22 protein-coding genes are annotated in these 26,859 nt (G+C 68.3%); 14 read left to right on the plus strand and 8 right to left on the minus strand.

The features are described from left to right. Nucleotides 1-5 precede the first annotated feature (5 nt). The 3 genes from ACZ7OI_RS40030 to ACZ7OI_RS40040 form a co-directional block, all read right to left on the minus strand. Nucleotides 6-1,718, minus strand: coding sequence for a hydantoinase B/oxoprolinase family protein (locus tag ACZ7OI_RS40030; protein ID WP_470269340.1), 1,713 nt, complete (start codon nt 1,716-1,718; stop codon nt 6-8). Beyond that, on the minus strand, nt 1,715-3,793 hold the full coding sequence (locus ACZ7OI_RS40035; RefSeq protein WP_470269341.1) for a hydantoinase/oxoprolinase family protein: 2,079 nt from the start codon (nt 3,791-3,793) through the stop codon (nt 1,715-1,717). Before ACZ7OI_RS40035 ends, ACZ7OI_RS40030 begins: the two co-directional genes overlap by 4 nt. Before the next feature lie 447 nt (nt 3,794-4,240). Beyond that, on the minus strand, nt 4,241-5,002 hold the full coding sequence (locus ACZ7OI_RS40040; RefSeq protein WP_470269342.1) for an alpha/beta fold hydrolase: 762 nt from the start codon (nt 5,000-5,002) through the stop codon (nt 4,241-4,243). Between the two features lie 67 nt (nt 5,003-5,069). On the opposite strand from ACZ7OI_RS40040, the gene ACZ7OI_RS40045 reads away from it, so the two are divergent. Further along, nucleotides 5,070-5,489, plus strand: a complete 420-nt coding sequence (locus ACZ7OI_RS40045) for a MarR family winged helix-turn-helix transcriptional regulator (RefSeq protein ID WP_470269343.1) — start codon at nt 5,070-5,072, stop codon at nt 5,487-5,489. A gap of 38 nt (nt 5,490-5,527) precedes the next feature. Here ACZ7OI_RS40045 and ACZ7OI_RS40050 read toward each other — a convergent pair whose 3' ends face one another. Then, nucleotides 5,528-6,526: a helix-turn-helix transcriptional regulator gene (locus ACZ7OI_RS40050; protein ID WP_470269344.1), complete on the minus strand. Its 999-nt coding sequence runs from the start codon at nt 6,524-6,526 to the stop codon at nt 5,528-5,530. A gap of 83 nt (nt 6,527-6,609) precedes the next feature. Here ACZ7OI_RS40050 and ACZ7OI_RS40055 point away from each other — a divergent pair, with 83 nt between their 5' ends. Together ACZ7OI_RS40055 and ACZ7OI_RS40060 are read left to right on the plus strand one after the other, a co-directional pair. Next, entirely contained in the window at nt 6,610-7,008 is a 399-nt protein-coding gene (locus ACZ7OI_RS40055; RefSeq protein WP_470269345.1) for a VOC family protein, read from the plus strand. A gap of 216 nt (nt 7,009-7,224) precedes the next feature. Next, entirely contained in the window at nt 7,225-7,746 is a 522-nt protein-coding gene (locus ACZ7OI_RS40060) for a phosphoribosyltransferase family protein (RefSeq protein WP_470269346.1), read from the plus strand. A gap of 69 nt (nt 7,747-7,815) precedes the next feature. Here the strand turns inward: ACZ7OI_RS40060 and ACZ7OI_RS40065 are convergent, their stop codons facing one another. Further along, entirely contained in the window at nt 7,816-9,576 is a 1,761-nt protein-coding gene (locus ACZ7OI_RS40065; RefSeq protein WP_470269347.1) for a bifunctional diguanylate cyclase/phosphodiesterase, read from the minus strand. A 308-nt stretch (nt 9,577-9,884) separates the two neighbouring features. Continuing rightward, a complete protein-coding gene (locus ACZ7OI_RS40070) occupies nt 9,885-10,793 on the minus strand; it encodes an SAM-dependent methyltransferase (RefSeq protein ID WP_470269348.1) in 909 nt (302 codons plus the stop codon). A gap of 158 nt (nt 10,794-10,951) precedes the next feature. On the opposite strand from ACZ7OI_RS40070, the gene ACZ7OI_RS40075 reads away from it, so the two are divergent. From ACZ7OI_RS40075 to ACZ7OI_RS40120, 10 genes are all read left to right on the plus strand, one after another. Then, nucleotides 10,952-12,571, plus strand: coding sequence for a thiamine pyrophosphate-binding protein (locus tag ACZ7OI_RS40075; protein WP_470269349.1), 1,620 nt, complete (start codon nt 10,952-10,954; stop codon nt 12,569-12,571). A 138-nt stretch (nt 12,572-12,709) separates the two neighbouring features. Beyond that, nucleotides 12,710-14,158: an aldehyde dehydrogenase family protein gene (locus tag ACZ7OI_RS40080; RefSeq protein WP_470269350.1), complete on the plus strand. Its 1,449-nt coding sequence runs from the start codon at nt 12,710-12,712 to the stop codon at nt 14,156-14,158. A 151-nt stretch (nt 14,159-14,309) separates the two neighbouring features. Next, a complete protein-coding gene (locus ACZ7OI_RS40085) occupies nt 14,310-15,764 on the plus strand; it encodes a 4-hydroxyphenylacetate 3-hydroxylase family protein (protein ID WP_470269351.1) in 1,455 nt (484 codons plus the stop codon). A gap of 18 nt (nt 15,765-15,782) precedes the next feature. After that, a complete protein-coding gene (locus ACZ7OI_RS40090) occupies nt 15,783-16,784 on the plus strand; it encodes an amidohydrolase family protein (RefSeq protein ID WP_470269352.1) in 1,002 nt (333 codons plus the stop codon). A gap of 10 nt (nt 16,785-16,794) precedes the next feature. Beyond that, nucleotides 16,795-17,811 (plus strand): DODA-type extradiol aromatic ring-opening family dioxygenase, encoded by a 1,017-nt coding sequence (locus ACZ7OI_RS40095; protein ID WP_470269353.1) that lies wholly within the window; start codon nt 16,795-16,797, stop codon nt 17,809-17,811. A 2-nt stretch (nt 17,812-17,813) separates the two neighbouring features. Then, complete coding sequence (locus tag ACZ7OI_RS40100; protein ID WP_470269354.1) at nt 17,814-18,482, plus strand: RraA family protein; 669 nt, start codon at nt 17,814-17,816, stop codon at nt 18,480-18,482. After that, nucleotides 18,482-19,129 carry an RraA family protein gene (locus ACZ7OI_RS40105; protein WP_470269355.1) on the plus strand — a complete coding sequence of 216 codons (648 nt, stop codon included), beginning with the start codon at nt 18,482-18,484 and terminating at the stop codon, nt 19,127-19,129. Before ACZ7OI_RS40100 ends, ACZ7OI_RS40105 begins: the two co-directional genes overlap by 1 nt. Next, a complete protein-coding gene (locus ACZ7OI_RS40110; RefSeq protein WP_470269356.1) occupies nt 19,126-19,764 on the plus strand; it encodes a 4-carboxy-4-hydroxy-2-oxoadipate aldolase/oxaloacetate decarboxylase in 639 nt (212 codons plus the stop codon). The genes ACZ7OI_RS40105 and ACZ7OI_RS40110 overlap by 4 nt, the downstream gene beginning before the upstream one ends. A gap of 5 nt (nt 19,765-19,769) precedes the next feature. Next, nucleotides 19,770-20,732, plus strand: coding sequence for a flavin reductase (locus ACZ7OI_RS40115; protein ID WP_470269357.1), 963 nt, complete (start codon nt 19,770-19,772; stop codon nt 20,730-20,732). Between the two features lie 11 nt (nt 20,733-20,743). Next, nucleotides 20,744-22,354, plus strand: coding sequence for an FAD-dependent monooxygenase (locus tag ACZ7OI_RS40120; protein WP_470269358.1), 1,611 nt, complete (start codon nt 20,744-20,746; stop codon nt 22,352-22,354). A gap of 59 nt (nt 22,355-22,413) precedes the next feature. On the opposite strand, the gene ACZ7OI_RS40125 is transcribed toward ACZ7OI_RS40120, so the two are convergent. Together ACZ7OI_RS40125 and ACZ7OI_RS40130 are read right to left on the minus strand one after the other, a co-directional pair. Beyond that, nucleotides 22,414-23,790: an aldehyde dehydrogenase family protein gene (locus ACZ7OI_RS40125; RefSeq protein ID WP_470269359.1), complete on the minus strand. Its 1,377-nt coding sequence runs from the start codon at nt 23,788-23,790 to the stop codon at nt 22,414-22,416. Nucleotides 23,791-23,845: 55 nt separating this feature from the next. Beyond that, nucleotides 23,846-24,997, minus strand: a complete 1,152-nt coding sequence (locus tag ACZ7OI_RS40130) for a PucR family transcriptional regulator (RefSeq protein ID WP_470269360.1) — start codon at nt 24,995-24,997, stop codon at nt 23,846-23,848. 74 nt (nt 24,998-25,071) lie between these two features. On the opposite strand from ACZ7OI_RS40130, the gene ACZ7OI_RS40135 reads away from it, so the two are divergent. Further along, nucleotides 25,072-26,682 (plus strand): thiamine pyrophosphate-binding protein, encoded by a 1,611-nt coding sequence (locus ACZ7OI_RS40135; protein WP_470269361.1) that lies wholly within the window; start codon nt 25,072-25,074, stop codon nt 26,680-26,682. Nucleotides 26,683-26,859: the final 177 nt, after the last annotated feature.

Consider the following 26,859-nt stretch of genomic DNA (forward strand, 5'->3'; position numbering starts at 1 on the left):
GTGCGTCAGCGCACCCCGCCGCGTGCGGCGGCGGTGGCGGCCTGGTCGATCCCCCCGTCGTCGATGACGACGCCGTAGTCCCGTTCGGCCCCTTCACGGGTGACTTTGCCGTCCAGGACGTCTTCGAGCACCCGCTCCGGCTCACGGCCGAACGGATGTCCGTGACCGCCCCCGCCCGCGGTCACGTGCCGGTGGCGGGACCCGGCGGTCATGGCGAAATGCGGTTTGGACTCCAGCACGCGCTCATTCGGTCCGCCTCGGTCGAGCACGTTGAGCGACGGAGTCCCCGGCGCGCCGCCGGACAGTCCGTACGGCAGGAACTTCCGCCGGTCGGACCGGATCTGCACGCTGGCATCGGGAGCCAGCAGCGTCATGTCGCGGAACGTCGCGAGGCCGCCGCGCCAGCGTCCCGCGCCGCCGCTGTCGGGCAGGTAGCCGTAGCCGTCGATGCGGAGGTGGCCGGAGCGTTCGAGTTCTTCGACCGGGGTGTTGGTCAGGTTCGCGCCCAGCGAGCTGATCCCGTCGACGCCGTCGCGGTCGGGCCGGGCGCCCCACGCGCCGGCGAGCGGATCCCACAGCACCATGGACGCGCCGTCCGGCCCGACGAGCCCGATCGCGATGCCGTCCGGACCGCCTTCGCCCGCGGCGGGAACCCGGTCCGGGAACACCGGGGCGAGCGCGCCGAGCACCGCGTCGATGATACGGAAGCCGACCAGTCCGCGTGCGCCGCGAGCGGCCGGGCGCTGTCCATTGAGGATGGACGCTTCCGGAATGACGAAGCTGAACGGGCGGTAGAAGCCGCTGTTCGCCGGGATGTCAGACGCGAGAACGCCTTGCAGCGCGGCATAAGCGGCGGAGCGGGTGAACGATTCGGTCGCGTTGAGCGCGGAGCCGACCTGCGGCGAGGATCCGGTGAAGTCGAGTTCGATCCCGGACTCCGACAGAGTTGCCTTGACGCAGATGGGGATCGGCCCGGAACCGAGGCCGTCGTCGTCGATGTGATCGGTGAACTCGTACGTGCCGGGCACCGCTTCGGCGAGCGCGGCGCGCAGAAGGGTTTCGGAGTAGTCGAGCAGTTCGTCGATCAGCTCGGTGAGCCGTTCGACGCCGTGCCGCGCGGCGAGGGCGCGCAGGCCTTCGGCTCCGGTGTGGCAGGCGGCCAGCTGGGATTCCAGGTCGCCGCGCAGGAGTTCCGGTTCGCGGACGTTGCGCAGCAGCACGCGCAGGAAGGTTTCGTTCGTGGTTCCCGCGTCGATCAGCCGCGACGGTGGGATCTGAATTCCCTCGGCAAAGATATTAGTCGACTGGACTGCCATCGACCCGGCCGCCCAGCCGCCGACGTCGGTGTGGTTGACCACGGTGACCGCGAAGCCGAGCAGCGTTTCTCCCGTGAACACCGGGGAAACCGCGAAGATGTCCGGCAGGTGCATGCCGCCGAGCGACGGGTCGTTGAGCAGGTAGAGGTCGCCGGGCCGGACCGCATCGCCGAACTCGGCGGAGATCGCCTCCATCGCGGCCGGAATGGACCCGAGGTGCACCGGCAGCGTGTTCGCCTGCGCGATCACCCGGCCGCGGGCGTCGCACAGCGCGGCGGAGAAGTCCATGCTGGACGCGACGAGCTGCGAATGCGCGGTGCGCAGGATGGTGATCGCCATTTCGTCGGCGATCCCGGTGACGGCGTTGCGGAAGACCTCGAACGTCACGGCGTCGCGGATCATGCGGCACTCCAGGTGATCACGATGTTGTTGAACCGGTCGCGGTGCGCTTGCGCGCCGGGCGGGACCAGGGTGGTGGCGTCCATGTCTTCGATGATCATCGGTCCGTCCGCTGGCTCGGCGCCGAGTGCGGACCGGGCGATGACGGGCGCGGAAACTGTTTCGGTGAAACGGCATTCGCGGGTCTTCGGTGCGGTGTTCCCGGGCTCAGGGAGGGCCAGAACGTCCGAAATGGACACTGGGGTGGGCTGCCTGCCGCGGACGCGGAGGTTGACCGGTTCGACCAGGTCGTCGGTGCCCGCACGGCCGTAAGTGCGTTTGTGTTCGGCGTGGAACCGGGCGCGGGTCTCGGCGAGCAGGTCCTCGGTGAGTTCGCCGTCGGGGACTCGGATCCGCAGCTCGAATCGCTGGCCGCGGTAGCGCATGTCCAGCAACCGGTCCACGACCGCGTCGTCGCCGAGTTCCTCGCGCACCTTCGCGGACAGCCGGGCGAATTCCGCCGCGAGCGCTGGTATCTCAGCGAACTCGGAGCGGTACGGCGAGAGTTCGTGCCGTTCGGTGTCGGCGACGAGCAGGCCGAGACTGCTGAAAAGCCCGGGGTGCACTGGCACGAGCACGGTGTCGATGCCCAGTTCGCGGGCCAGCGCTGCGGCGTAAAGCGGACCCGCGCCGCCGAACGCGACCATCGTGGCCTCTCGCGGATCCCTGCCTCGTTCGCTGGTCACCGCTTTGACCGCGGTTGTCATACTGGAGACAGCGACCTGATATGCCCCGCTGGCGGTCCCTGGTATGTCATCGCCGAGCTGTTCGGCCACAGTGGACAGTGCTTCTTCGGCAAGGTCCGGGTGAATCGCGACGCGGCCGCCCGCAAGCGACTGCGGGCTGAGGTATCCCAGCGTGACGTTGGCATCTGTCAGGGTCGGCAGTTCGCCGCCCTGGCCGTAGCAGGCCGGGCCCGGACGCGACCCGGCGCTCGACGGCCCGACGTGGAGAGCACCGGCCGGGTCGACCGAGATGATGCTGCCGCCGCCGGAACCGACCTCCGCGATGTCGATCGACGGAGCCCGCACCGGGTAACCTGCCCCGGAACTGAGCCCGCGCGCCACGTTCATTCCGCCGCCGACCTCGTAGTCCGCCGAGACGAACGGTTCGCCGTGCTCGATCAGCGACGCCTTCGCCGTGGTTCCGCCCATGTCGAAAGCGACCACTGTGGACAGACCGATCAGCTGCGCCAGCTTCTGCACCGCGGTGACACCGGCGGCCGGGCCGGACTCGATGATCTGCACCGGCCGTTGCGCGACCGAAGCGGCGTCGAGCAAACCGCCGCTGGACTGCATGACCAGCAGCGGTGCGTGGACGTTTTCCGCGCGCAGCCCCGCTTCCAGCCGGGTGAGGTAGCCGTGCACCGCCGGGCCGACGTACGCGTTGACCGTGGCCGTGCTGGTGCGTTCGAATTCGTGCGGCTGCGGGGAAACGTCGACCGACGCGGTGACGTAGACCTCCGGCAATTCGGCGCGCAGCAACTCGGCGACCCGGCGCTCCTCGTCCGGCCGGACGTAGGAATTGAGCAGGCACACAGCCACCGCTTCGATGCCGTCCGCGCGCAATCGCCCGGCCAGCGCACGGACTTCGGCCGCGTCGGTCGCGGGGGAGAGCTGTCCGTCGGCGGCGATGCGCTGGTCGAGTTCGTAGCGGTTCCTCCGGCGGGCCAACGGTTCCGGCTTCGACCAGGACAGGTCGTACAGCGCCGGACGGCGCAGCCGCCCGATTTCCAGCACGTCGCGGAAGCCCCGGGTGGTGACCACCGCGGTCCGGACGCCGCTCATCGACAGGATCGCGTTGGTGGCGACGGTGGTGCCGTGCAGCATCGCGACCACTGACTCCGGCCGCGTTCCGGCGGACGACAGCACCGCGGTCGTCGCCGTCACGACGCCCGCGCCGTAGTCGGGCGGCGTCGACGGCACCTTCATCGGGACGACCTCGCCGGCCGGGCCCAGCGCGATGACGTCGGTGAACGTGCCGCCGATGTCGGCGCCGACCCGCCAGCCGGCCGGTCGAGGATCGTGACTGCGAGGCACTGCGATCTCCTTCGTTCAGCGAGCGACTGGGATCACAGTAGGTGTGAGTTGAGATATCAGCAAGCAGCAGTTGCCATTTTTTAACCCTGAGTTGGTAGTAGTACGGGGTGGTGGGAGGTATTGCTGAAGCTCTCGCTCGCCCTGCAGTTCAGCGGTTTGACCTGCTATTTCTCGGCGGTGTCGATCTTCTGAGGCACCAGGGTCTCGTCATCGGCCGACGGTCGTCGCGCATCGGAGGGCGAGCGGTGCCTCGGAGACGGTTGTTTACTGAAGGTGCTCTTCGTGGTGCGGACGGTGACTGTCGCGGCCTGGAATGCGGCGGTGCAGATCGCTGCGCGTGGCCGGTCAGGGGCTCGCTGCGGCTCTCCGTTGCGGTCGCAGGTGCCGCCGCTGGCAGTCGGTTGCGCGTCTGTCGGCTGGACGCCTGCGTTCGTGGGCTGGCCGAGGTTATGCGTCAAGAGCGAGCAGGGCGTCGAGCAGTTCCTCTGGGGTTTCGACCTGCGGCAAATGTCCCGTGCGAGGGAGCACGGTGAACGTCGAGCCCGGGATCGCGGCGGCGTAAGCCTCGCCGTACTGCAGATCGGCGATGCTGTCGCTTTCGCCCCACAGGACGTGGACGGGGAGCTCGACTTTGCCCAGCCGCTCGGCGAGAGTGGGGCCGGCCATTGTCGGACCGGTGTAGCCCACGAGCGCTAGGACATCCGGGCTCGGGCCGCTGCTGCCCGCCGGTGGGGCCGGCGCCTTCGCCGGGTCGTGGAACGAGAACTGCTGGATTTCGGCGACCGTCTTGCCGCGGACGTCGGCCAGCGGATGGCCGTCGACCTCGATGCCGATGCCGTCGACGATCACCGCGCGGCGGACTCGCGGACTCTGCAGCAGGGCGATTTCCGCGGCCAGCCAGCCGCCGAAGGAATTGCCGACCACGGTGACGTTCGAGACGTCGAGGTGGTCAAGCATCGCGACGTACGCCTTGGCCAGCGCGGTGACGTCGGTGAGTCCGGCGGCTTTCGGCGTGCCGTTGAAGCCGGGGTGGGTGGGCAGCAGCACCCGCGAGCGCGTGCGTTCGGCCAGCAGATCGGCGAAACCGGCCATCGTCGCGACGCCGCCTCCGCCGTGCAGCAGCAGGAATGTCCGGGTGCGGTCGTCGTCCTGGACGCTGATCTCGACCGGGCCGGAGGACGGGAGCCGGAGGATCTGGGAGGAGGTCATATCAGGAACCTTATATAAGGAAACTTAGATAAGCAACCTGTTCTGAAACGGGGTAGGCTCCGCGGCCATGAGGTACCGCCACGCCGACGTCGCTCTGGCCGTCAAGCGCCTGCAGCACCGCCATCACCGCGCGCTGAGCCAAGCGCTGCAGCCGCTCGGGCTGTCGCTGGTGCAGTGGGATACGTTGCGCCACTTGGACAATCACCCGGAGGCGTCGCTGCACGACCTCGCCGTGCTGACCTTCCAGACCGACCAGTCCTTCGGCACGCTGGCCGCGCGGATGGTCGACCGGGGCCTGATCGAGCGGGTGCCCGGCCCGGGTCGCGCGGTGCGGCATCGGCTGACGGAGAAGGGCGCCGAACTGCGGGCGGCGGGGCAGGAGCTGGCGGATGTGGTGGTGAAGACGTCGTTCAACCGGCTTTCGGCGGCTCAGTTGAATGAGCTGGGTGCGTTGCTGGATGTCGCGCTGGAGTCTGAACCGGAGTAATCGGGGGGAGTAGGGGTCCGGTACCGGCTGGCGGGGGCTTAGCTCGCCGAACTGGGCGGGTCGCTGGATGTCGTGGTGGAATCTGCTCCGGCGTAACTGGTCAGCCGGTCGGCGAGGGCGCGCATCTGGTCGCGGAGGGCGTCCGGCCGCTCGATGACGAACGGCCGGTCCAGCGCTGCGAGCCGTGGCGGGATCCAGCCGAGGCGTTCGGCCCGGATTCGCGCCCGCGTCCACAGACCGTCCGCTTCCAGGATGGCGATGGAGGGCGGGAACACCGCACGGATCTCCTCCTCGGTCGCACGGATCCGCACCGACACGTCGTGTCGGTGCGGCGCTTCGGCGATGCCGGTGAGCACCTGGTGAGTGGGGTCGAAATCCGTTGGGGCGCTGAAGGTTCCGTCCTGCGGTTCGGCCCGTTCGATGCGGTCGACGCGGAACGTGCGCACCTGTCCGGCACTTGAGTCGAAGCCGGTGAGATACCAACGGCCGGAATGTGCCACGACACCGTACGGCTCGACGACGCGTTCGCTGCTCCGGCCGTGGGCCGCGGTGTAGGCGAGTTTGACCGGCCGCTGGTCGCGCGCTGCCTCGGCGACCGCGAGCAACACTTCGGCCTCGGCGGTGAGCGCGGCTCGTGCGGGCGCGGTGAAGTCGGCGACCTCCAGCAGCGCGTCGAGACGACGGCCGAGCGCCTCGGGCAGCACCCGGCGGACCTTCGCGACAGCGCTTTCCGCGGCCGCGACCGACGTGGTGACCAGCCCCGCGCGCCGGCCCGCGACCAGCCCGAGCAGGACCGCGAGCGCCTCCTCGTCGGTGAGCATCAGCGGCGGCATCCGGTAGCCAGGGGCGAGCCGGTACCCGCCGTAGCGGCCGCGCACGGAGCGGACCGGAACGTCCAGGTCGAGCAGGTGCTCGACGTACCGGCGGACGGTGCGCTCGTCCACGTCGAGCCGCCCGGCGAGTTCGGCGACGGTCCGGGTGCCGCCGCCCTGCAGGATCTCCAGCAGCGCCAGCACGCGGGCGATCGGCCGGGTCATGCGAGAATTCTCGCAATACCGGGCGGATCCTGTCCACATTCGGTTTTAGCGTGGTCCTCAAGCAACCAGAGAGGAATGGGACCGTGCAGTTGACTTCCGTCCGGATCATCACCGGTGACATCGACCGTCTGACGTCCTTCTACGAGCAGGTGACCGGCCTCGTGGCGAGCCGCCCGGCGAAGCAGTTCGCCGAGTTCGTCGGCGAGACGGCGACCCTGGCGATCGGCAGCGCCGAGACGATGGCGCTGTTCAGCGCGGGGGCGGCGGTGCCGGAGTCGAACCGGACCGTGATCCTGGAGTTCCAGGTCGAGAACGTGGACCGCGAGTTCGCCCGGCTCCGGCCGCTGCTCGCGGAGGTAGTGCAGGAGCCGACGACGATGCCGTGGGGAAACCGCTCGCTGCTCTTCCGCGACCCGGACGGCAACCTGGTGAACCTGTTCGCGCCGCAGACCGAGGAGGCGCGGGCTCGGCTTGCGAGGTGACTGCGGGGAGGACGCCTCGCCCGACCGCGGGGCGGCTTGCGAGGTGACGGACTTGCCTTGCCCGATCGCCGGGCGGCTTGCCCAGCAACGGACTCGTCTCGCCCGGCCGCTGGGCGGTTCGCTGGTGGGAGATCGCGTCGCGCGACTCTCGGGCGGTGCGGCAGACAGCGGGAAATCGCCTCGCGCGACCGCACGGAGACATACCAGGATCGCGGCATGACACGTGCTCTTCTGCTGGACCGGTTCCGCTGGGTCGACGGACACGCCGATCTCTGGCCGGTCTTTCGCGACGGCGCGGCGTTCGCCGAGGTGGTCAAAGCGCTGGCCGAGCCGTTCCGGGACGCGCGCGTGACCGCGGTGTGCGGGATCGAATCGCGGGGATTCCTGCTCGGCGGAGCGGTCGCGCTGGAACTGGGCGTCGGGTTCGCCGCGATCCGCAAGGCCGGCGGGATGTTCCCCGGCGAGAAGCTGACCCGCGAAACTGACCTGGACTACCGGGGTTTCCGGCACGTCCTGCGGATGCAGCGATCGGCGCTGTCGTCCGGCGACCGGGTGCTGCTGGTGGACGACTGGATCGAGACGGGGAGCCAGGCACTGGCCGTGCGTGACCTGGTGACAGGGGCGGGCGCGGAGCTGATCGGCTGTGCGGTGCTGGTCGATCAGCTCGCCCCGGCGAAGCGGGCGAGGATCGGGCGGGTGCATGCGCTGCTGGCGGCGGACGAACTGCCGGAATCCTGAGGACAGCAGCTTCGGCGGCCGGTCGTCCGTTTCCTGCTCTTCGGATACCAGGCCAGCGGTGCTGGTATGTCAGCTCGACCGGCGGATCTGCACTCGGCAGGCGTCGCCGTTCGCAGAACCGACTGCCGGATCTGACTGCCGCCGAGAAAGCACCATTGGCGACCGTCCGTTCGTTTCCTTGCCACCGCGGAGAATCTGCGCTCGCCCGGCGCCCGGCCAGCTGTTGACCCAGCTCGACCCCGGAATCGCCTTGGCCTGCTTCTTCAACGGCGCCAGCAGCCGCGCGCTTTCGCGGTACGAGCCCGCGGAGGCGCCGGTTTGGACAAGGCTTGCCAGGGAGAGCGTGACGGGCACACCGTCGGCGGACCAGCCGTGGCCGAGGACCGCGTCGGCGAGCGAGGTGATGTCCTCGACGCCGCAGACGACCAGGAAATCGTCGCCTCCGACGTGGCCGACGGTGACGTCGCCGCGTCGCCGGGCGTGGTCGGTCAGGGCTCGGCCGATGGCTCGGATGAGATCGTCGCCCGCGGCGAACCCGGCGGTGTCATTGAGCTGCTTGAACTGGTCGATGTCCAGCCAGGCCACGACAAACGGCCGTCCGGCGTCCGCGCGGCGGGCGACGTCCTGGGCGATCGCGTCGCTTCCGGGAAGCCGGGTGAGCGGGTTGAGCGCGACCGCGGCCTCGACCTTCACCGCGGCCATCCGGCGCATCACCTCGTTCGGCCGCACCACGCCCTGGTACCGGCCGGACGCGTCCGTCACGACGAGGTCGTCGCCGCTGTGCTCGGCTCCGCCGTCGGCGATGATTTCGAGCAGCTCGCGGGTTCCGGTGTCGATCCGGACGAGCCGCGGCGGGCCGGCCAGTTTCGCGGCGGGTTTCCCGGCGTACAGCGCGTGCCCGTACCGGCCGGTCACCGCCAGCAGGAAGCGCATCCGGTCGATTGTCCACTGTGGACGCGCCTGCTGGTCGAGCCCGACGATGGCCTTGGGCGCGTGCTCGGCGGACAGGATCGCGTGGACGTCGTCGCAGGTCGCGTCGTCCGGCAGGGTTTTGGCCTGGCGGAGGAATTCCGGGATCCGCAGTCCGGCGGCGGGCGAGACCACCATGGTGCCCGGCTGGTCGCCGCGTTCGGCGGTGGGCAGCACGCGTTCGGGAGCGGCGGTGGCGAACAGATTCCCTTGCACGAGGCGGATTCCGGCGCGTCGCGCGACGTCGAGTTCCGCGTCGTTCTCGATTCCCGTCGCGACGAGCCGCAAATCAGTCTGCGTGGCGAACTGCACCAAAGCCTCGACGAGCGCGACAGTCGCCGCGTTCGCCGGGAGCCGGCGCAGCGTCGCGCGGTCCAGTTTGATCATCTCGATCGGCGCTTCGGCGAGGAGGTTCATCGGCAGGCCCGCGGCGCCGAGCCGGTCGAAGGCCAGCCGGAAGCCGAGGTCGCGGAGCCGGTGCAGGCCCTGCAGGAGAGTTCCCGGATTCGGGACGGCGAGCGGCGCGGTGACTTCCAGCACGACGTCGGCGGGACGGCGGCCCGCGCGTTCCAGAGTCTGCAACAGCGGGATGAACCGCTCGGCAGGCGCGCCGGCGGCGCTGGCGCTCAGGTTGAGGTGCAGCGACACCCCGGCCGCAGTTGGCGGAACTGCGGCGGCCGCGCGGGCGGCGAGGTCAAGATCGGCGTCGATCAGCTGGGCCTGGTCGCCCGCCGCGTCGAGGAGGTCCTGGACCCAGCCCGCGGCGGGATGTCCGACAGCTTCGACTGCGACAGCCGAGCCGCTGTAGAGGCTGTACAGCGGCTCGAAGGCGAAACGGACCTGGTCGGCAGGGGCGAGCACCCGCAAATCCTCGCCCGGAACGCACGGATCTCCACAAAACCGTTATCTCCCGTTGACCTGCCCAGGCGGCGGCCGAACCGGAAAACTCTTCGGGATCGGGGGCTGTGCTTGGGATTCGCGTCCGCGCGGGGCAAACCCTCGGTATGGCTCGTGACCACGATCACAAATCGGCTACGAAGCCAGTGTGACCAGGCGTGATGGCTTGACCACTGGCGATGCGCGCGAGACAAGGAGGATGCGGCGTGCCTTCTGAACAGCCGTGTCGGACCGCTGACCCCGCGTCTCGGTCGCGGCGGCACGTCGGTGCGCTAAGCCAGTACGCCGGTGATGTACCGAAGGTCCCCCATGCGCAGATCGTCGTCCTGAAGCGGCGGCAGGCCGTTGGCGGCGAGCAGCTCCCGGACGGTGCTTCCCCGCATTTCCCAGCCGAGGCCGGTCAGGTAGGGAGCCGCTTCGTTGCGCTCGCCGAAGTAGCGCAGCCTCGTCATGTCGGTGTCGAATCCCTCGCCGCGCCATTGCTCGGAGATGCGGTCGAGGCGTTCCTTCGTCTTGTCCTCGTCGCCGGGACGCGGGTTGGGCCGGTTTTCGGTGGCGACCCGGCTTCCCGGCGCGCTGAGTTCGGTGATGGTGTCCAGCAACCGGTCCTGCGCTTCGGGCGGCAGATATCCCAGCAGGCCTTCGGCGCTCCACGCGGTCGGCTGGGCCGCGTCGAAACCGGCGGCGCGCAGTGCGGCGGGCCAGTCTTCGCGCAGGTCGACGGCGACCGCGCGTCGGTCGGCGGTGGGTTCGGCGCCCAGTTCGGCCAGGGTGTGGGCCTTGAACTCGACCACCGGCTCCTGGTCGATCTCGTACACCACGGTCCCGTTCGGCCAGGGCAGCCGGTAGGAGCGAGAGTCCAATCCGGACGCCAGGATCACGGCCTGGGTGAGGCCCGCGCCGGCCGCGTCGAGGAAGAACTCGTCGTAGAACTTGCCGCGGATTTTGGCCGCGTCGATCCAGACCTGCCCGACGAGGGCGCCCGACGCGGTCTCGCCGGACGCCAGCTTGGCGAGCAGATCGACGCCGACTGCCTGGACGAGCGGTTCGGCGAACCGGTCCGAGAACAGCGTGCCGTCCTCGCGGGTGGCGATCGCCCGGGCCGCAGCGGCCATGGTCGCGGTCGCGCCGACGCTGGAAGCCAAGTCCCAGGTGTCTCCGTCGTGCCGGGCAGAAGTCATTGAGCCGCCTTGTCTTTCGCCGGGTGTCGAGACCGCAACGTACTCCGATCTCGACACGGTGTCGCACGGTTGGCCAGGTTTCTTCCGTCGCCGCGTCGGAGCGCCCGGCCCGGCGCGCTGCGTAACGTGCGGGGCCGTCGAGGCGGTGAGGAGACGACATGACGGCTGCCGCGCGGTTGCTGGAAACCCTGGCGCAGTGGGGAGTCGAGCACGTCTTCTGCTGTCCGGGCACCAGTGAGATACCAGTGCTCGAAGCTCTTGCCACCAGACGAGGCGGACCCGAGTTCGTGCTGACCACGCACGAGGCGATCTCGGTGTCCATGGCCGACGGTTACGCGCGCGCCTCGGGACGGATCGGCGTGGCCTATCTGCATACGAACGTCGGTGTCGCGAATGGCTTGGCGCATTTGTACGCGGCGCAGGTCGCGCGCAGCAGTGTTGCGGTTCTCGCTGGTATCAAAGGAACAGCGACCCTCCCGCACCGCGCGTTGACGACTTCGCCGCGCTTGCTCGAAACGGCCGCGCCGTATGTGGGTCACGCCTGGCAGAACCTCCGCGCGGAGGATCTGCTGGAAGATCTCAGCAGGACGCTGTGGCATACCACTGTCGTTCCGGAGCAGCCGGCGATTCTCACGATCCCGCAAGACCATCTGGCCGCCGAACCCGGCGTCGCTCCTCCAGTCCGCTGGGGTGCGCGGCAAGGCCCGGCCGCGGAGGCGGTTCGGCACGCGAGCGCTCTGCTCGATGCGGCACGGCGGCCGGTGATCGTCGCGGGATCGGACGTTGCCCGGCGGCGGGCCGAAGCGGACTTGGCGCGGTTGGCCGAGCAGCTCGGCGCGCCGGTGTTCGTGGAGTCCCGGCGGGATCTCGAACGCTGGTCGTTCCGTACGGATCATCCGCTCTACGCCGGGTTGTTCGAGCCCCGTGCACCGCTGATGGCGGACGCCGACCTGCTGGTGCTGGCGGGCATGCCGACGCCGCTGGAGTTCTCGGCCGAGGTCGCGGCGCTGCCGCCCGGTGTTCCGATCTTGCATCTCTCCGAAGACGCTGCCGAGCCTGGTCGCCGGTATGTCCCAGCCGGGGCGGTCGTCGGCGACACCGCGGCGGTGTTGCGCGGCCTGGCCGAAGGGGTCCGCCCGGAATGCGCGCTTTCGCGGAGCGAATGGCTTGCCCGGGTGCGGAAGGACAGCGAGGACCGGCGCGTCCGTTGGGAGGCCGAAGTTCCGTGGGACGGGGAGTTCAGCGCTGCGCTGGCGATGCGAATCCTCGCGGACGTCATCGGCGGGGAACGGCTGCTGGTCCTCGACGCGGTCACCTCGACGCTGCCGTTGCTGCGGTTTCTCCAGCGCACGCGGGCGGATTCGCTGTTCGCCACCGCGAGCGGTTCGCTCGGCTGGGGAATGGGCGCCGCGGCGGGGGTGGCGATGGCGCGGCGCGAGCGGGTGCTCGCGGTGGTCGGCGACGGCGTGGTCCAGTTCGGTGTGCCCGCGTTCTGGACCGTGGTACGCCACCGGCTGCCGGTGACATATCTCGTGGTGAACAACGGAAAGTACCAAGCCGTGGTCGCCGGTTTGAAGAAAAGCGGAGGCGAGCGCGGGGAGTATCCGCTCACCGACATCAGCGGCGTTGAGATCTCAACGTTGGCGCAGGCGTTCGGCATCAAGTCGACGATGGTCGACGGAGTCGCCGGACTGAGAGCCGCGCTCGCTGAGGACCCAGGGCCGGAGGACGGCCCGCGGCTGATCGAGGTCCGCGTGAACGACCAGCTGTGGCAGTGATTCCGACAGCCCTGAGTCCGACACCGTGTCCAGTCGTCTGCGCGGGATTTGCGTCGCTGAGGCGATGAAGCGGGGGCTCGCGCCGACCTAGCATCGCGGCGATCTCCGCACCCGCACCAGGATTGGCAGGCGACGACGATGGCCCGGTGGGATCTCAGCGAGGCAGACGGGCATATCTACTCCGGCGGTTGGCGTACCGGAGGGGGAGGGACGCAAGCGGTTGTCTCGCCGGGCGACGGCGGGAAAGTGGGTCTCACCGGCATCGCCGACCAGCACGACGTCGAGCGGGCCGGAGCACGTGCCGCGCAGGCACAGGCCGAATGGAGCCGAGCGTCCTACCGCGTGCGGGCCGACGTCCTTACTCGAGCCGCGGACGCGTTGCGTGACATCCGCGCCGACGTCGAGGACGTGCTCGTGCGCGAAAGCGGCTCGCTGCCGGCCAAGGCGAAGCACGAGGTCGACAAAGCGATCGACGAGCTGATCGCCGCTGCTGGGCTGGTCACGATGTCGCAAGGGGATCTCCTCCCCGTGGAAGACCCGGCGACGCTGGGGTTCGCCCGGAGGATCCCCGTCGGCGTCGTCGGAGTGATCGCGCCCTGGAACGCACCGTTGATGCTCGCCATGCGCTCGGTCGCTCCGGCGCTCGCGCTGGGCAACGTGGTGCTGGTCAAGCCGGACGTGAAGACCGCCTTCTCAGGTGGTGCGGTGCTCGCATACATCTTCGAGAAAGCCGGGCTGCCCGACGGTGTACTGCACGTGCTGCCTGGTGGTGCCGCGACCGGCGAAGCTGTGGTGCGTTCGCCGCACACGAACGCGATCTCGTTCACCGGCTCGTCCGCTGCGGGCCGCCGGGTCGGCGAGATCGCGGGCGGCCTGCTCAAGCGGGTAGTGCTCGAACTCGGCGGCAACAACGCGTTCATCGTGCTGGCGGACGCTGATCTCGACCGTGCCGCGGCCGGCGGCATCGGCGGGACGTTCCGGCACCAAGGCCAGATCTGCATGGCCACCGGACGGCATCTGGTGCACGAAAGCATCGCCGACGAGTACGTCGGACGGCTCAAAACAGCCGCCGGGAAACTGCAGCTGGGCGACCCGAAGGCACCCGGGACAACGCTCGGCCCGCTGATCACGAGCGCGCAAGCCGAGCGGGTGCACGGCATCGTCGAGGCCGCGGTCGCCGGGGGAGCGCGCGTCGTGCACGGGGCAGCGCACGACGGCGCGTTCTACCAACCGACCGTGCTGGACGGCGTAACAGCTGACAATGCAGCTTTCCGCAGTGAGATCTTTGGCCCGGTCGCTCCGGTAACCCGCTTCTCGACCGAGGAAGAAGCGCTCGAACTCGCCAACGCGACCGAATACGGCCTGTCCGCGGCGATCCACAGCCGCGACGTCGCGCGCGCCCTCGGCTTCGCCTCCCGGCTGCGCGCGGGGATGGTCGCTCTCAACGGCCAGACCATTTACGACGCCGCGCACATCCCGATGGGCGGCCTCGGCGCGTCCGGCAACGGCGGACGGCACGGCGGCCACTGGAACCTCGACGAGTTCACCTACTGGCAATGGGTGACGGTTCCGACGGTCCAGCGCTGAGCGTTTCCGACACCGCGTCGGACTTTCCTACACGGTGTCGGACGCCCGCGGCGGAGATTCCCGCAGCGGACCGATTCTCCCGAGCCGCGATTTCCGTAGCTTCGAATCGTCGCCCGGTGCGGGCCTGTCACAGACAAAGGAGTCGGAGTACATGGACATTTCCGGTGCCACCGGGGCGCTGACCGGCGAGCAGTACAAAAAGAGCCTCGACGACGGCCGCGAGGTCTGGCTCGACGGCGAGCGCATCGGGAATGTCGCGGAGCACCCGGCGCTGAAGCCGACCGTCGACGAGTTCGCCCGGCTGCTCGACCTGCGGTTCGCCACCCCCGAGGGGCGGGCGGCGACCCTGTTCAAGTCCGAGGAGACCGGCAACGAGGTCAGTTACGCGTTTTCCCTGCCGAAGACTCCCGAGGAATTGCGCGCCAAATTCGCCGCGTCGGAATGGTGGATGCGGGAAAGCCTCGGACAGCTCGGCCGTTCGCCCGACTTCATGTCGAATGTGGCGGCGGGGCTCGCCGATTACGCCGACGAACTCGACCAGAACCGCGAAGGTTTCGGCCAGAACGCCCGGGATTACCGCCGGTTCGCGATGGAGAACGACCTCGTCCTGACCCACGCCCTCGGCGACCCGCAGGTCGACCGCAGCGCCAGCCCGCTCGACGACCCGGACCTCGCCCTGCGCGTGATCGAGGAACGCGAGGACGGCGTAATCCTGCGCGGGGCCAAGCAACTCGCGACACTCGCGCCGTTCTCCCACGAAGTGCTGGTGTATCTCAACGGCGTCACCGCCGCGCGCGGCGCGGAAGACTTCGTCATCTGGTTCGCGCTGCCGATGAGCACGCCGGGCCTGAAGATCCTGCTGCGCGAGCCGCTCGGCGCACCGGGGAGCGGCCACTCGCACCCGCTCGGCAACCGGTACGACGAGCAGGACGCGATGCTGTTCTTCGACGACGTTTTCCTGCCGCGCGAACGCATCTTCCTGCTCGGCGACTCCCTGCGCGCGCTCAAGGGCCTCGGCCGGATCAACGTCTGGAGCCTGCAGAGCACGCACATCCGTTTCCTCGCCCGGATGAAGTTCTTCACCTCCGTCGCGAAGAAGCTCGCGCACTCGATCGGCGTCGACACCTTCCGCGGCATCCAGGAACAGCTGGGCGAACTCATCTCCTACGTCCAAACGCTCGAACTGGCGATCAAGGGCGCCGAGGCCGACGCCGTCGTGACGCCAGGCGGGCACCTCGCCCCCAGCAATACCAACGGCGTCGGATTCTGGTCGGCTGATATCTCAGCGCGGATGGTTCAGATCTTGCGCCAGGTCGCCGCGTCCGGCCTCATCATGCAGCCGACCGAGGCCGACCTCGCGAACCCGGAACTGCGCCCGTTCCTGGACCTGTACATGCGCGGGCACGACATCGGAGCCGCGGAGAAGGCACGGCTGTTCCGGCTCGGCTGGGAACTCGCCGGCTCGAGTTTCGGGATGCGCCAGGAACTTTACGAGTACCTGCACCGCGGCGACCCCGGCGCGGGCCGGACCCGGCTGTTGCGCTTCTACGACACGTCGGCGACCGACGCGCGCGTCGACGAACTCATCAGCAAGCCGCTCGTCTGAGACCGCAAGGAGCATCCCGTGATCATCGACGTCCACGGCCACATGTCCGCGCCGGACGCCTACTACGCCTGGAAAGCCTCCCTGCTGTCGCACCGCGGCGCGCACGGCGGCAAACCGCCCGCCATCAGCGACGACGCGCTCGCCGCCGCGTATCACCATCCGCACCCGAGCTTCGGTGACGTCTCGCATCTGGCGCACCTCGACGGCGCCGGGATCGACCTGCAGATGATCTCGCCCCGCCCGTTCCAGATGATGCACAGCGAACGGCCGGCCAAGCTCGTGCAATGGTTCACCGAGGAGACCAACAACCTCATCCACCGCGCGACCGAGCTGTTCCCCGGCCGGTTCAAGGGCGTCGCCGGACTCCCGCAGAGCCCGGATCTGACCCCTCGGGACTGGACCGCTGAGCTGCGCCGCACGGTGACCGAACTCGGCTTCGTCGGCGCGATGCTCAACACCGATCCGTACGAGGGCACGGAAACCCCGCTCGCTCTCGGCGACCGGTACTGGTACCCGGTGTACGAGGTGCTGTGCGAACTCGACGTGCCGGTGCTGCTGCACGCGGCCGGGTGCAAACCGCCCGCGCGGGAGCCGTACAGCCTGCACTTCATCCAGGAAGAAACCATCGCGGTGTGGAGCCTCGTGAACTCCTCCGTGCTGAAGGATTTCCCGGATCTCAAGGTCATCGTCTCGCACGGCGGCGGCGCGATTCCGTACCAGGTGGGCCGTTTCCTTCCGTCGGTGGTGCGCACCGGAGTGTCCTATTTGGACAAACTGCGCCGGCTGCATTTCGACTCCTGTCTGTACACACAGGACAGTCTCGAGCTGCTGATGAAGGTCGTCGGCACCGACCGCGTGCTGTTCGGCTCGGAGAAACCGGGCACCGGCTCGCAGATCGACCCGGAGACCGGCCGCTGGTTCGACGACATCCACCTGCTCATCGACGACATCGCCTGGCTCGGCGACAAGGAGCGCGCCGACGTCCTCGAGAACAACGCCCGCGCGCTCTTCCAGCTCTGAGGGGAAGCTCATGACCGAGATCGTCGCCGGATTCGGCACTTCCCACGGACCGCAACTGAAGGCGCCACCGCCCCAGGCCTGGGATACCAGGGGCACGGCGGACCGCGCCAGCAAAGGCCTGAAGTTCCGCGGCGAGACCTACAGTTACGAGGAACTGCGCGAACTGCGGGAGGACTTTTCGCACGAGATCACCCCCGAGGCGATGGCGCGTCGCTGGGAAAGCTGTCAGCGATCGATGGACCGGCTCGCGGGCTTCATCCGCACCCAGGACGTCGACGTCCTCGTGATCGTTTCCAGCGACCACAAGGAAACCTACGGCGACGAATGGCTCGCTCCGTTCTCGGTGTTCTGGGGCGACGAGGTCGCGCACGTGCCGTTCACTCAGGCGCAGCTCGACGCGATGGCTCCCGGCCTGGCAGAGGCCGCGACCGGCGACGTCCCGGACCGCACGATCATGCGGCCGACGCACCGCGCGCTCGGCAAGCACATCATCCAGTCCACCCAAGCCGACGACTTCGACACCGGCGCGACTGAAGTGATTCCCGCCGGCCGGTACGAGAACCACACGATCCCGCACGGGTTCGGGTTCATCTACCAGCGGTTCCTCGGGCAAGATTCGACGCTGCCGATGGTGCCGGTCTTCATCAACACCTTCTGGGAGCCGAATCCGCCGGGAGCCAAGCGCTGCTACGACTTCGGGCGTGCGGTCGGCCGGGCGATCCGGTCGTTCCCCGGCGACCTGCGCGTCGGCGTCGTCGCGTCGGGCGGGCTCAGCCACTTCGTGATCGACGAGAAGCTGGACCAGGAATTCATCCAGGCCTTGCGGGACCACGACTCCGACTACCTCACGACCATCCCGGCCGCCGAAATGCGTTCCGGAGCCTCGGAGTTGCGCAACTGGATCGCGGTCGCCGGAATCGCTGACGAGGCCGGTCTCGCGGTCACCAGCGTCGACTACGAGCCGTGCTACCGAACTGAAGCCGGCACCGGCAACGCGATGGGTTTCCTTACCTGGGAACGGAAGTGACCATGTCTCCCGAAGAGATCATCACCGCGCTGCGCGGCCTCGACAGCTGCGCGGTTTCCGACGCGCTCGATACGCTAGGTCTTCCCGGCGCAGTCACCGCGCTGAAGCCGATGTGGCCCGCGGGCACCGTCTTGGCCGGTCGCGTGCGCACGGTCACCGCTGCGCCCAAAGCGACTGCCGGACCGGCGACACACATCGCCACCCCGCTCGTCGCGATCACCGAACCGGACGACGTCGTGGTGATCGACAACCACGGTCGTACAGATGTCTCCTGCTGGGGTGGCCTGCTAGCCGAGGCCGCGGTCCGGCGTGGCGTGGCCGGTGTCATCGTGGACGGTGCCTGCCGTGATGTCCAGGAGAGCGAAGCGCTGAAGCTCCCGGTGTTCGCCCGCACGGCAGTGCCGGTCAGCGCGCGGGGCCGCATCGTGCAGGCCGCGATGGACGAGCGCATTCAGATCGCTGGTATCTCAGTTGCCCCGCAAGACTTTGTGCTCGCGGATGTCAACGGCGTCGTCTTCGTCTCCGCCGGCGACGCGGAGCGAGTCATCGGCCTCGCGCAACGGATCGCCGAGCGTGAAGCCCGGATGGCGGAGGCCGTCCGCTCCGGCCGTGACGTGCAAGAAGTGATGCACGATTCCCAGTTCCCCTCAGTCACCGTGGAGCAGCGCTGATGTCTCTCCTTGACCGGTTCGCCGGACTCGGCACCGCGACGGTCTCCGACGCCCTCGACAAGCTCAAGCGCCCGGGCAGCCTCCTCGGCCTCGCCCCGCTCGCGGACGGACAGCGCATGGCCGGCCGCGCGTTCACCGTGCGGTATGTCAGCGCGCAGGTCCCGGCCGGCACGGTCGGCGATTTCATCGACCAGGTCAAGCCAGGCGAGGTGATCGTGCTCGACAACGACGGTCGCCTCGACTGCACGGTCTGGGGCGACATCCTGACCGCCGTAGCGCACCAGCGTGGTATCTCAGGCACAGTCATCGAAGGTGTCTGCCGCGACACGCACCGCGCCTTGTCCATCGGCTACCCGATCTACAGCCGTGGCCGTTTCATGCGCACTGGCAAGGACCGGGTCGAGGTGGCCGAGGAACGCGGGCCGGTGACGATCGGCGGCGTGACAGTCCGCCACGGAGACATCTTGCTGGGCGACTCCGACGGGGTCGTGGCGATCCCGCGCGACTGCGAGGACGACGTGCTGGAGGTCGCCGAGATGATCCAGGCGCGGGAAGAGGCGATCCTCGCCGCTGCGCTCGGCGGCGCGACGATCGCCGAAGCCCGCGCGAAGTACGGCTACCACGACCTGCAGCGGGCGGAAGCATGACCACTTTAGCCGAAGACACCAAAGAACTGCTGACGCTCGGCACGGCCACGCTGTACGAGGCATCCGGTCTCGACTGCTTCCTGGACGCCGCGTTCCGGCCAGCCTGGGACGGCGCGCAGATCGTTGGCCGCGCGGTGCCGGTGTCCGCGCAGATCGGCGACAATCTCGCGCTGCACCATGGGATCGAGGCCGCTGGCCCGGGTGACGTGCTCGTGGTCGACGCCGGTGGCGCGCCGTTCGGGTACTGGGGCGAGGTGATGGCGGTCGCGGCGCAGGCGCGTGGCATTTGCGGCTTGGTCATCGACGGCGGCGTTCGCGACACGCAGCAGCTCGCGTCGCTCGGGTTCCCGGCGTTCAGCACGGAGATCTCGATTCGCGGCACAATCAAGAGCTGGCCGGGGACGGTCGGCCGTCCGATCACCTTGCGCGGCAGGGTGGTTCGGCGCGGCGACGTCGTCGTGGCCGACCGAGATGGGATCGTCGTGCTCCCGGCGGACGAGTACGACCGCGTTCTGGCCGCGTCCCGGGCTCGCGCGGAGAAGGAAGAGTCCTATATGGAGCGTCTTCGCGCTGGTGAGACCACATTGGATGTCTACGGCTTCCGCCATCTCGGCGTTCCGGACGGAGCGAGGTGAACCCGATGACCTCGGATCAGCAACGGATCGACAGCTTCCGCCAGGCCGCCGGACGATTCGCTTCAGGCGTCACAGTGGTGACTACCGCGCTCGACGGGCATCTTTACGGAATCACCGCGACGTCGTTCGTTTCCCTTTCGCTGAACCCGCTTCTGGTGACGGTCTCGATCAATTCGCACAGCCCGATCCTCGAAGAGATCCGCGCGAGCGGAGTCTTCGCGATCAACGTGCTCGGCCGCCATCAGCAGGATGTTTCCGCGTGCTTCGCGCGTCGAGGACGCGGCCGGAGCAAGGAGCGGTTCGACGAGGTTGAGACCCACACCGAGGCTACCGGCGCACCCGTCGTCACTGGAGCGCTCAGCTGGTTCGACTGCACCGTGCACACGATGCTGAGCGGCGGCGACCACATCATCCTCGTCGGCGAAGTCGTTTCGGCGGGCGGCGGGACCGGACAGCCATTGCTGTACTGGTCCGGCGAATACCGCGAACTCAACACAGCGGAAGAATCGGAGGCGGACATCGGCCGGATCGCCGATTCGCTTTCCATTCAGCTGCATTTGCACGGCATGCGGACCGAACAGCTTTTGGAGGCGCAGCACGCAGTCGAACCGGCAGCCGCCGCGCTCGCCGCTCGTGCCGCTGCTGACGACCAGGTAGCGCAATTGCGGGCACTGGTCGAGGAATCGGAGAAGCACGTCCACGACGCCAGCCGGTACAACCCGCTGTCGCTGGAATTCCATGCCCGGCTCGGCTTGCTCAGCGGAAACCCGGCGATCGCCGCGTCGGTCGGCGCGCTCAACCGTCCGCGAGAAAGCGTGTATGCCGTGCACACCAATGCCGAGCGGGCTTCTCGTGCCGTCGATGCGCACCGCCGCATCCTTCAGGCCATTGAGGACCGTGACGAGGATGCTGCCCGTCGGTTGATGACCGAGCACCTTGGCGTGGTGGCGCAAGGAATGCCGTGCTGAACGGAGAAACCATGGACGCAGACGTCCTTATCGTCGGGGCCGGTCCGGTCGGCCTTGTGGCTGCTTTGGACCTGAGCAGTCGCGGGGTGTCGGTGATCGTTGTCGAGGAACGGGAGTTTCTCGAACCGCCGAACGTCAAGTGCAATCACGTCGCCTCGCGGACTATGGAAAGCTTCCGCAGGCTTGGGATTGCGGCCGAGGTGCGCGCCGCCGGACTGCCGCGCGACTATCCGCAGGACGTCGCGTTCCGGACCTCGCTGACCGGGCGGGAGCTGTCGCGCATCCCGATTCCGGCGAGCGGCGACCGATACACGTCCCGGGTCGGCCCCGACACGAGCTGGGCGACGCCGGAACCTCCGCACCGGATCAACCAGACGTTCCTGGAACCGATCCTCGCCCGGAATGCTGCCGCCGCGCCCGGCGTGACCCTGCTCAATCGCACCCGATTCCATTCGGTGGAGCAGGACGCGTCGTCCGTCTCGGCAGTGGTGTCCGATGGAACGGGCGAACGGACTCTGCGCGCTCGGTACTTCATCGGCGCGGACGGCGGCCGTTCGGCGGTGCGCAAGCAGATCGGCGCGAAGCTCAGCGGCGATCCGGTACTCCAGCACGTGCAGTCCACCTGCATTCGCGCGCCGAAGCTGTACTCGCTGATGTCAGCCGACGAACCGCGGGCGTGGGGTTACTACACGTTCAACGCCCGCCGGGTCGGGCACGTCTACGCGATCGACGGCAGCGAAACCTTCCTTGTGCACACGTATCTTTCGTCGGAGGAAGAAGCCGTCGACCGGGATGTGGCGATCCGCGCGATCCTCGGGGTGGACGAGGCGTTCGAATACGACGTGGTGTCCAAAGAGGACTGGATCGCGCGACGTCTGCTCGCTGACCGCTTCCGCGACCGTCGGGTGTTCCTCGCCGGAGACGCTTCGCACCTGTGGGTGCCATTCGCCGGATTCGGGATGAACGCGGGCATCGCCGACGTGCTGAATCTGACCTGGCTGCTCGGCGCGCATCTCGGCGGCTGGGCCGAGGAGGGGATTCTGGACGCCTACGAAGCCGAGCGGCGGCCGATCACCGAGCAGGTGTCGCACTTCGCGATGAACCACCAGCGGAAGCTAGCCCGGCCGAGCCTTCCCGCCGACCTCGAAGACGACACCGAGGACGGTGAAGCCGCGCGTGCGGCTTTCGGTGCCGCTGTTCGGGAGTTGAACGAGCCGCAGTTCGCCGCCGCAGGTTTGAATTACGGTTACGCGTACCACGATTCCCCGATCATCGCCTACGACGGTGAAGAAGCCCCCGGCTACACGATGGGCAGCTACACACCGTCCACTGTGCCCGGTTGTCGTGCCCCGCATTTCACGCTGGCGGACGGCTCCTCGCTGTACGACCATTTTTCAACTGGCTACACGGCGATCTCAGCACGCGGTGTTGATATCTCAGTGTTGACCGTTGAAGCGGCAGATCGAGGTATCCCTTTCGCTGTCGTTGAAGTCGACACGCTGCCGGATGAATATCTTTGCCCGATCACGTTGGTACGTCAGGACCAGACTGTGGTGTGGCGAGGTACTTCGCCCGACCGGGCGGCCGCGGCCGACTTGTGGGAAAAGCTTCGCGGCGCTTGACCCCCGGCCCACCGTGAAGGCCTCCTCGGGGAAATCCCTCAAGGAGGCCTTCACTGGTTTCACCGGCGGATGATCTTGCTGGCCGCCATGGCTTTCAGGCCTTCGACGCCGAACTCCAGCCCGTAACCCGACGACTTGGTCCCGCCGAACGGAATCGCCGGATCGACGCCGCCGTGCTGGTTGATCCACACGGTGCCCGCCTCCATCCGCTGCGCCACCGCGTCCGCCTCGGCGGTGTCGGCGCCCCACACCGAAGCACCCAATCCCTGGTCAGTGCTATTGGCCCGGCGTACCGCGTCGTCGACCTCGGAGTACCGGATCACCGGTAGCACCGGACCGAACTGTTCCTCGTCGACCACCGCGGCACCGTCCTCGACGTCCGCGATGATCGTCGGGCGGTAGAACAGCGGACCCAGCTCCGTCGCCGGCAGGCCGCCGGTGACGATCCGGGCACCGCGCGCCCGAGCTTCTTCCACCAGCCGGGAAACGATCTCGAACTGCGCGGGATTCTGCACCGGCCCGAGCCGGTTCGCCTTGTCCTGCCCCGGTCCCATCGGCGCCTTCTCGGCACGTTCGGCCAGCGCGGAGACGACGTCGTCGTAGATCGATTCGTGCACGTAAAGGCGTTTGAGCGCGGCGCACACCTGACCGGTGTTCATGAAGGCCGCCCAGAAGAGCTTGTCCGCGACCGCGTCCACGTCCGTTCCGGGAAGCACGATCGCGGCGTCGTTTCCGCCCAGCTCCAGGGTGAGCCGCGCGAGATTGCCCGCCGAGCTTTCGACGATCCGGCGTCCGGTCGCGGTCGAGCCGGTGAACACGATCTTGGCGATCCGCGGATGCGCGGCCAGCGCGGCACCGACCTCGCGATCCCCGGAGATCGCGGTCAGCACGTCCGCGGGGAGGTGCCGACGGAAGATCTCCGCGAGGGCGAGCACGCTCAGCGGGGTGTTCTCGGAAGGCTTGAGCACCACCGTATTTCCCATGCGCAACGCCGGCGCGACGTGCCACACCGCGATCATCACCGGGAAGTTCCACGGTCCGATCGACGCGACGACGCCGAGCGGGACGTAGTGTTGTTCCGCGCCGTCCGGCAGTGCCTGCGGTTCGAGCACCGTGTCCGCGGCGGCCCGGAGCCAGTGCGCGGCACCGTGTGCCTCACCGGCGCCGCCGGCTTTGCCTTGCTCGGCGGTGATGATCTCGCCGAGTTCTTCAGCGTGCGCGTCGATGTCGTCCGCGATGACGTGCAGGATTCGCGACCGTTCAGCGTGTCCCAGCGCGGCCCAGGCGGGCTGAGCTGTTGCGGCAGCGGCGATTGCGGTGTTCAGCTGGTCGACCGTGTGCACGGGGGCGTGGCCGACGACTTCCCGGGTCGCGGCGTCGAGAATCGGCCGCCCGCGGTCGGCGGCGACCGAGACGGTGGTCAGCAGTGCGTTCATGCGGGACCCTTCCGTAAAAGTTCACATTGAATATAGTCAATTGAGGGCGGCGGGGCTAGCGAAGACCGGCGAGCGTCGCGATCCGCAGTCCGGTGTGGAGTTCCCGGCGCACCTTTCCGTCGGCGAGATCGACGTCGGCGACTGCTCGCACGCGATCCAGCCGGTAGTAGAGGGTGCTGCGGTGGACGTGCAGGGTCAGCGCCGTCCGTTGGGCATCGCAACCGCAGTCGAGATAGGTCTCCAGGGTCTGCGCGAGATCCGGCCCGGACTGCGCGTCGAGCAATCGTCGTACGGCATCGGGGAGATCTGAGATATCAACGTCCTCGAGCGGGAGTTGCAGCAGCAGTCGGTCCAATCCCAGTTCCGACCAGTGGGCCACGCAGCCGGCGTCGCCGCCGCGCAAGGCGATCCGGGCTTCCCGCAGCGAGCGGTGCACGCCGGACAGCGGCGCGTGCGCTCCGCCGACGCCGGCGTGCAGGCCGGAAAAGGCGGGCTGGGCAAGGAGGGTCGACAGTCGCTCGGTGTCGATTTCGTACGGCACCAGCAAGATCGCTTCGCTGCCGAGCACCGCGCCGACCGCCTTCAGCGTCGGGAAGACGGGAATGCTCGACAACGCCCGGTCCAGCACGAGCCGGAGCGTCGCTGAACTGGGCTCGGCCCGGGGCGGGGTCGCGATCGAGATCACCGTGTAGTGCGGGACGGGGGAGAGCAGGCCGCTCGCGAGCAGCTCGTCGGCGGCTCGGACGCGCTGGTCGTCGTTGTCTTCGAGCAGCGCGGCGAGCAGTCGTCGCGCACGGTCCTCGTCCTCCCGGTTGCCCAGCGCCATGGCAGCAAGCAGCAAGCCGATCTGAGCGCGGCGGTCGCGCAACTCGTCATCGTCCTCGTAGGCGGAGTCGTCGTCCTCGGGGATCGTCGAGGACAGGTAGCCGACAAGCCGTCCCTCGTGCCGGACCGGCGCGACCAGCCGGGACTGCCCGCCGTCGAGCGGCGGAATCCGGACCGGGTCCTGCGCCTGGCCGACCCGGTAGTCCCGAATGGACTCCCGGGCGCGCGAAGATCCTTTGTGGGACAAGATGATCGCCAGGCGGGCGTGGTCGACGTCCTGGTCGTGCACGCTGAACGCGATGACCGTGAAGTCGACGTCGAACACGATGATCGGCCGGCCGAGCCGGTCGGCGTAGGCCTGCACCTGTCCTTCGAGAGTCATGCTCGCCTCTTCCGTTGCCAGCTGCCCGAGATTTGATCTATATTCATTATAGACATTTGACGAGAGGGATCCGCATGGCACAGATGACAGGCGGTGACGCGCTCGCCAGGGCGCTCATCAGCGAGGGCGTCGACACGGTCTTCGGCATTCCCGGGGTCCAGCTGGACGGGCTCACTGACGGCATGTACCGCAAGCGCGACGAGCTGGAGCTGGTCGTTCCTCGGCACGAGCAGGCGACCAGCTACATGGCGGACGGCTACTACCGCGCGTCCGGGAAGCCGGGGGTGGCGATGGTCGTGCCCGGCCCTGGTGTACTGAACGCCGGAGCTGGTATGGCAACGGCGTACGCCTGCTCATCGCAGGTGATGCTGCTGGCCGGGACGATTCCGTCGCCGCTCGTCGGGTCCGGTCTTGGGGCGCTGCACGAGATTCCCCGGCAGACGGACACGGTTCAGGGGCTGACGAAGTGGTCGGCGCGGCCCAAGCGGGTCGAGGAGATTCCGGATCTCGTGCATGAGGGGTTCCGGCAGATGCGGACCGGGCGGCCGCGACCCGTCGCGCTGGAGCTGGGGCCGGATTTGCTTCATGCGGTCGCGGATCTCAAGCCGGGTGAGCCATTTGGGGTTCGGGAGCCGGAGGCTCCGGAGCGGGAGGTGGCTGAGCTCGCGCGGTTGCTGGGGGCTTCTGAGCGGCCGGTGATTCATGTCGGCGGGGGGATGCGGGATCCTCGGGCGTTCAAGCTGTTGGCTCGGCTTGCCGAGTTGCTGGACGCGCCTGTGGTGATGAGCGAGAACGGGCGCGGGGCGATTGACGCTCGGGATCCGCATGCGCTGCCCGCGTTTGCGTTGTGGGAGCTGCGGGCCAGCGCGGATCTGGTGGTTTCGTTCGGCAGCCGGTTCTTGACGCCGTTTGGGCGGCAGTTGAATATCGGCAATGCCCGGCTCGCGTTGGTGAACATCGATGCGGCTGATCTTCGTGCGCCGCGTCGTCCGGATCTCGCGGTTAATGCTGATGCTGTGGCGGTGTTGGAGGCGTTGGTTGAGCGGCTCTCCCCGCGTGCCGCCTGGGGCGCCGAGTTGGTTCGGCTTCGGGAGGATTGCGAGGCTCGGATTCGGAAGCAGGCCGGGCCGCAGATGGAGTTCGTCGACGCGATTCGTGCTGCGTTGCCTGAGGATGGGGTTTACGTCAATGAGTTGACGCAGATCGGGTATGTGTCGACGTATGGGTTTCCGGTGCGGGCGCCGCGGTCTTATGTGTGGCCGGGGTATCAGGGGACGTTGGGGTATGCGATGCCTACTGCGCTTGGCGCTGCGGTGGGGGCGGGTGGGCGGCCGGTGGTCGCGGTGTCTGGGGACGGGGGGATCGGGTGGTCTCTGCAGGAGTTCGCTACGGCTAAGAAGTATGGGATTCCGTTGGTGACCGTGTTGTTCGAGGATTCTCGGTTCGGGAATGTTTGGCGGATTCAGCGGGATACTTATGGGGGGCGGTTTATTGGGTCTGAGTTGACTAATCCTGATTTCGAGTTGCTTACTCGGGCGTTTGGGTTGGATTTCGCGCTTGCGGAGGATGCTGCGGCGGTGGAGAAGGAGGTGGGTGCGGCGATTGCGGCGGGGCGGCCTGCGGTGGTGAAGGTGCCGGTGGGGGTGTTTCCTTCTCCTTGGCCGTTGATTCACGAGAAGCATTGATTGGGGGGCGGGGGTGGAGGCTCGTCGCCTGGCGGCGACATTGCGCCCGGGTTGTTGGGTGGGCACCCCGAAGCTGATTGTGTGAGGTTTCCCCCGGGGATCGGTCACCGGGTTTCATGCCGCGTGGGCGTGGTGGTGACGGTAGCTCAGACGGGTTTCGTGGGGTGTGCGGTAGCC

This window comes from Amycolatopsis sp. NPDC114503 (genome assembly GCF_055633655.1).

What these genes read in the sequence shown, in the direction of transcription:
- ACZ7OI_RS40030 (WP_470269340.1), bottom strand. Translation starts at nt 1,718, where the DNA reads ATGATCCGCGACGCCGTGACGTTCGAGGTCTTCCGCAACGCCGTCACC.
- ACZ7OI_RS40040 (WP_470269342.1), bottom strand. Translation starts at nt 5,002, where the DNA reads ATGACCTCCTCCCAGATCCTCCGGCTCCCGTCCTCCGGCCCGGTCGAG.
- ACZ7OI_RS40045 (WP_470269343.1), top strand. Translation starts at nt 5,070, where the DNA reads ATGAGGTACCGCCACGCCGACGTCGCTCTGGCCGTCAAGCGCCTGCAG.
- ACZ7OI_RS40050 (WP_470269344.1), bottom strand. Translation starts at nt 6,526, where the DNA reads ATGACCCGGCCGATCGCCCGCGTGCTGGCGCTGCTGGAGATCCTGCAG.
- ACZ7OI_RS40060 (WP_470269346.1), top strand. Translation starts at nt 7,225, where the DNA reads ATGACACGTGCTCTTCTGCTGGACCGGTTCCGCTGGGTCGACGGACAC.
- ACZ7OI_RS40070 (WP_470269348.1), bottom strand. Translation starts at nt 10,793, where the DNA reads ATGACTTCTGCCCGGCACGACGGAGACACCTGGGACTTGGCTTCCAGC.
- ACZ7OI_RS40075 (WP_470269349.1), top strand. Translation starts at nt 10,952, where the DNA reads ATGACGGCTGCCGCGCGGTTGCTGGAAACCCTGGCGCAGTGGGGAGTC.
- ACZ7OI_RS40080 (WP_470269350.1), top strand. Translation starts at nt 12,710, where the DNA reads ATGGCCCGGTGGGATCTCAGCGAGGCAGACGGGCATATCTACTCCGGC.
- ACZ7OI_RS40085 (WP_470269351.1), top strand. Translation starts at nt 14,310, where the DNA reads ATGGACATTTCCGGTGCCACCGGGGCGCTGACCGGCGAGCAGTACAAA.
- ACZ7OI_RS40095 (WP_470269353.1), top strand. Translation starts at nt 16,795, where the DNA reads ATGACCGAGATCGTCGCCGGATTCGGCACTTCCCACGGACCGCAACTG.
- ACZ7OI_RS40100 (WP_470269354.1), top strand. Translation starts at nt 17,814, where the DNA reads ATGTCTCCCGAAGAGATCATCACCGCGCTGCGCGGCCTCGACAGCTGC.
- ACZ7OI_RS40105 (WP_470269355.1), top strand. Translation starts at nt 18,482, where the DNA reads ATGTCTCTCCTTGACCGGTTCGCCGGACTCGGCACCGCGACGGTCTCC.
- ACZ7OI_RS40110 (WP_470269356.1), top strand. Translation starts at nt 19,126, where the DNA reads ATGACCACTTTAGCCGAAGACACCAAAGAACTGCTGACGCTCGGCACG.
- ACZ7OI_RS40115 (WP_470269357.1), top strand. Translation starts at nt 19,770, where the DNA reads ATGACCTCGGATCAGCAACGGATCGACAGCTTCCGCCAGGCCGCCGGA.
- ACZ7OI_RS40120 (WP_470269358.1), top strand. Translation starts at nt 20,744, where the DNA reads ATGGACGCAGACGTCCTTATCGTCGGGGCCGGTCCGGTCGGCCTTGTG.
- ACZ7OI_RS40125 (WP_470269359.1), bottom strand. Translation starts at nt 23,790, where the DNA reads ATGAACGCACTGCTGACCACCGTCTCGGTCGCCGCCGACCGCGGGCGG.
- ACZ7OI_RS40130 (WP_470269360.1), bottom strand. Translation starts at nt 24,997, where the DNA reads ATGACTCTCGAAGGACAGGTGCAGGCCTACGCCGACCGGCTCGGCCGG.
- ACZ7OI_RS40135 (WP_470269361.1), top strand. Translation starts at nt 25,072, where the DNA reads ATGGCACAGATGACAGGCGGTGACGCGCTCGCCAGGGCGCTCATCAGC.